Raw genomic sequence first — 3,610 nt, 5'->3', positions numbered from 1 at the left:
ACAGGAAAAGACGGTTGTTATCCTCACCGGTGATGCCGCTTTGGCCGATGAGCTGGTTTAGCTTTTGGATTAGGTCTGGCTGTTGCAAAAAGGCTTTGCATCTCGCCTGCTGCGCAAGGGTTAGGGTTTTATCGCTGTCTGCATCTTTGGTGCTTTGCTGTAGCTGGCTTTCCCGGTATTCTTCCAGCAGGTCGGTTAGTTGCGATAGGTCGTTTTCTATAAGGTCGCTTCTGAGTTCTAGTTTCTCTGCGGCTTCCCGGGCTTCTTTTCTGACTTGCTTTTCTTCGTACAAATCCAATCTTGTGCGGTATTTGATGGCGGTTTCCAGATGCTGGACGTCCAGACTGATGGTCATGCGGTCGAAGGTCTTGGGCAGGCTGCCTTTTACAATGTAGCGGGCTGTTTGGGTAGTATAAGTGATTTTGTTGGGCTGCTCTGTATTTAAGGGTGATTGGGTTTGCGTTGTCTGCAGAGCTTTGGATGGGTCGCTTCCTTTTTCTTCAATTGAAAAATCTTCAGTTGAAGAAAAAGATGGTGGTAAAGGTTGGTGGTTGGTGCTGCCGGCCGGCTGTCGTTCATCTATTAGTTGCAGGATGGCTTCCTTTCCGTAGTTTATGTAAAGGCTGTTGATGTCTTCGTCTTGGGGAGTGGCGACAATGCTGATTTTGACGCTCTGCCCTGCCAGTTCCTCGGCGTATTTAAGGGCTCCATCTTTACCGGCCTGGTCGCCATCGAAAAAGAAGATGATTTCCTTTTCTGTTGTTGCGGTTATTTCTGAAGGTTTGCTCCATGCCGTTATGGCCCTCTTGTGTTCGGTGCTTAGGCCGTTGGTGCCGTAGGCGGTCAATATCGAAGTATCTTTTAATTCTGCGATTTGGATAAGACTGGCAGCATCGATGATGGCTTCGGTGATGATTAATGTTTGGGTGTCATGTGACGGATAGCTTGGATAAAGGCCTTTGCGGTTTTCGCTGTAGTAATGGCGGCCGTATTCAATGTTATAACCGTTACTTTCTGTTATTCTGCGGCCGTAGAGGCTTGTGATGTTGCCCGCCTGGTCTTTCAATGGGAAGGTGATGCACTGTTTGAGTTTGTTCCAGTACTGGCCACTGTTATAGCCGATTTCCATTTCGGGGCTTAGGCCACGGCTTTTAAGATAGTCTAACGCTTTGGGGCTGCGGGGAAGGCTTGCTATTTGCCGGGCAAAAAGCCCTGCAAAATCTTCTGCCTTCCCCTTGGCAGCTCCTTTGGATGCAATCCCCATTACATCTTTAGCGTTGGTTTCTTCTCCGGATAGTTCTACAGCTTTCTTTAAGGCTTTCCCGACGCTATCGGCCGGGACTGCCAAAAATTCATTTGCTTTAAGGATGGCAGCGTGCTTACTGCACTTTTCGTATTTCTCAATAAATTCTATCTGGTCACCGGTAGCACCACAGCCAAAGCAATGGAAGGTGCCGGTTTCGGGGTATATTTTGCAGCTTGGTTTATCGTCTTGGTGGAAGGGACATTTGATGTGGTTGGCTCGCCCTGGGCTTGTCGAAGGGTCTGGTTTGATGCCGTAATGTGCCAAAACCTTGGTTATGGGTAGTTGTTTTTTGATGTCGGGGATTTGCATTGGAAAAAAATTAAAAAAATTCATATATCATTTACGCTTCAAAAATAGCATATCCGATTTTAAAATGCAAGTCTTATATGATTTTGATACAGCAAAAAAGTATTGTAACTTTACACAAACACTGTAAAACACGCTTTTTATATAGCTTATACGATATGTCATTCGGGAAAACAATATCTGCAGAAAGAAAGAAAAAAGGATTCTCGCAAGAGGAACTTGCCAAAATGGTAGGTACAATTAGCGTTACCATCGGTAGGTATGAACGTGATGAGATAAAGCCTTCAATCGACATTGCTACCAAAATTGCGGATGCTTTGGGCGTCTCTCTTGACTATCTTACCGGGAAAACAAACATAGAATTGGATAATTCTATTATTAAACGGGTAGTGGAGATTCAGAGCCTTCCAGATGAAGATAAGAAGCACATATTATACGCTCTTGACGGATTATTGCAAAACGTCAGAACTAAATTGGCTTTTGGAAAATGAAAACAACCTACTAATAAGGGGAATTCAAGCTACAATTCTCCTTATTGCAAAAAAAATCATGAATTCTAACAATGCTTTTTTTTGATTTAATGAGAAATCTAAACTCCAACCTCCTCTCTTCTGTATGAAATGTGATAGAATTATTTATGCCATTTGAAAACGAAATAACTCGACCATAAAAGTGGGGTTGAAACCTATACCCATCAATATTTACACTAAAATTAGTTAAGGAATCCAAATAGAATCGCTCTTGAAGAAAACAAACATCAATATAATCATCGGTCAAAAAAATATTTCCAACAATTTTAAAAGTAGGAAAAATAATCGACAGTAAAATCATCATAAACAAATACAAAACGCCAAAAAGATATAAATAGCGATAACTTGCAAGCGGGTTAAACAAACTAAGAATCAAAACTATTGCCCAGTACAAAATTAACATTCCTGTCAGGAAAGAAAAAAGATGATAGTATATATTTTTTTTCCGTTCTACAACCTCTAAGCTAATTGACTTCTCCATAAACACTTAATCTTTTTTGATTAAAGGATAATTATTCCTTGCAGCATTAATTAACCCATTTACGTTCCCTGATATCTCCAGCAATTCTATGGTTTTATCAGATAATTGAATAGTTTTTGATGTTCCTCTTAAAACACGAACACCAGGAACTATCACATCAATTGCATTTTGCGCATAGTCTATATTGTTAAAATCCTGAACTTTAATTCCGTGCATCTTCTCTAACATCACATAGTGAACTACATTTTTACCCATTTTCATTTCAACAATTGATTTTACTTGCCCTGCAATTGGAGTCAATGAGACTGCTATATCAATACTTGCTACCATTCCCATATATTTAGTTATCTCATGCAAGTCTAAAAGCTCTTGATTATTCAATATCATTTCTTCCAAGAAATAAAGCATACTGCTATTAATTGCACGCATCTCATGCATTACTGCATAACAGTTTATATATTTGACAGTTAACAACTCTTCAATATGGCTTGGAGGTGGAGGGATCCGTATGGTAGATCCAGGAGCAATAGAAATCCCAGAATTATACAGCATAATGTCATTAGAGTTAACTTCAAGCCTTTTCGCCAACTGAGCAACAGTCTCACTCGGTTGTATCTCATATTGATAAAAATCATAAAATTGGCCTAAAAACCAATACCAATCGCTTGAGTTTTTATCACCCGAAAAAACATCAGGGGTTATTAAATTCCACTTATTATCTCCTGCATACAACCATAATTTTTCATCTCCTTCTTGATAAAGTTGTGAATGAGAACTAATAATATCAACACCTTAGTACATGACAAAACAGTTAAATAATTGAAAATCAATTAAATAATAATCTAAAGCATTTGGATAAAACCTTGATATTCAGTATATTACAGCTGATTACCACATCTTTTGTACTATACGTGAACACCAAGGTTGATAACAAATATAGCGAATTAATCCAACTGTTTAAAGAAACGACCGGATGGCATAAAGCAC

Annotated in this window: 4 protein-coding genes; 1 reads left to right on the top strand and 3 read right to left on the bottom strand. The window is 39.5% G+C overall.

Annotated elements, in window-relative coordinates; genetic code table 11:
* On the bottom strand, positions 1-1,615 hold a 1,615-nt coding region (locus ALKIM_RS17030; RefSeq protein WP_173400710.1), incomplete at its 3' end, for a CHC2 zinc finger domain-containing protein.
* 155 nt (positions 1,616-1,770) lie between these two features.
* Between ALKIM_RS17030 and ALKIM_RS0100095 the strand changes: the two genes are divergently transcribed.
* The gene (locus ALKIM_RS0100095) at positions 1,771-2,103 is read left to right on the top strand and encodes a helix-turn-helix domain-containing protein (RefSeq protein ID WP_026472890.1); all 333 of its coding nucleotides are present in this window, start codon (positions 1,771-1,773) and stop codon (positions 2,101-2,103) included.
* A gap of 10 nt (positions 2,104-2,113) precedes the next feature.
* On the opposite strand, the gene ALKIM_RS0100090 is transcribed toward ALKIM_RS0100095, so the two are convergent.
* Positions 2,114-2,623 carry a hypothetical protein gene (locus tag ALKIM_RS0100090; protein WP_157363653.1) on the bottom strand — a complete coding sequence of 170 codons (510 nt, stop codon included), beginning with the start codon at positions 2,621-2,623 and terminating at the stop codon, positions 2,114-2,116.
* A gap of 6 nt (positions 2,624-2,629) precedes the next feature.
* On the bottom strand, positions 2,630-3,355 hold the full coding sequence (locus tag ALKIM_RS0100085; RefSeq protein WP_026472888.1) for a LysM peptidoglycan-binding domain-containing protein: 726 nt from the start codon (positions 3,353-3,355) through the stop codon (positions 2,630-2,632).
* Between the last annotated feature and the right edge of the window lie 255 nt (positions 3,356-3,610).

Source organism: Alkaliflexus imshenetskii DSM 15055 (assembly GCF_000517065.1).
GTDB lineage: Bacteria > Bacteroidota > Bacteroidia > Bacteroidales > Marinilabiliaceae > Alkaliflexus > Alkaliflexus imshenetskii.
Note: the sequence above shows the minus strand (reverse complement) of the source record. Positions and strands in the feature narration are given on the sequence as shown.

What these genes read in the sequence shown, in the direction of transcription:
- ALKIM_RS0100095 (WP_026472890.1), top strand. Translation starts at nt 1,771, where the DNA reads ATGTCATTCGGGAAAACAATATCTGCAGAAAGAAAGAAAAAAGGATTC.
- ALKIM_RS0100090 (WP_157363653.1), bottom strand. Translation starts at nt 2,623, where the DNA reads ATGGAGAAGTCAATTAGCTTAGAGGTTGTAGAACGGAAAAAAAATATA.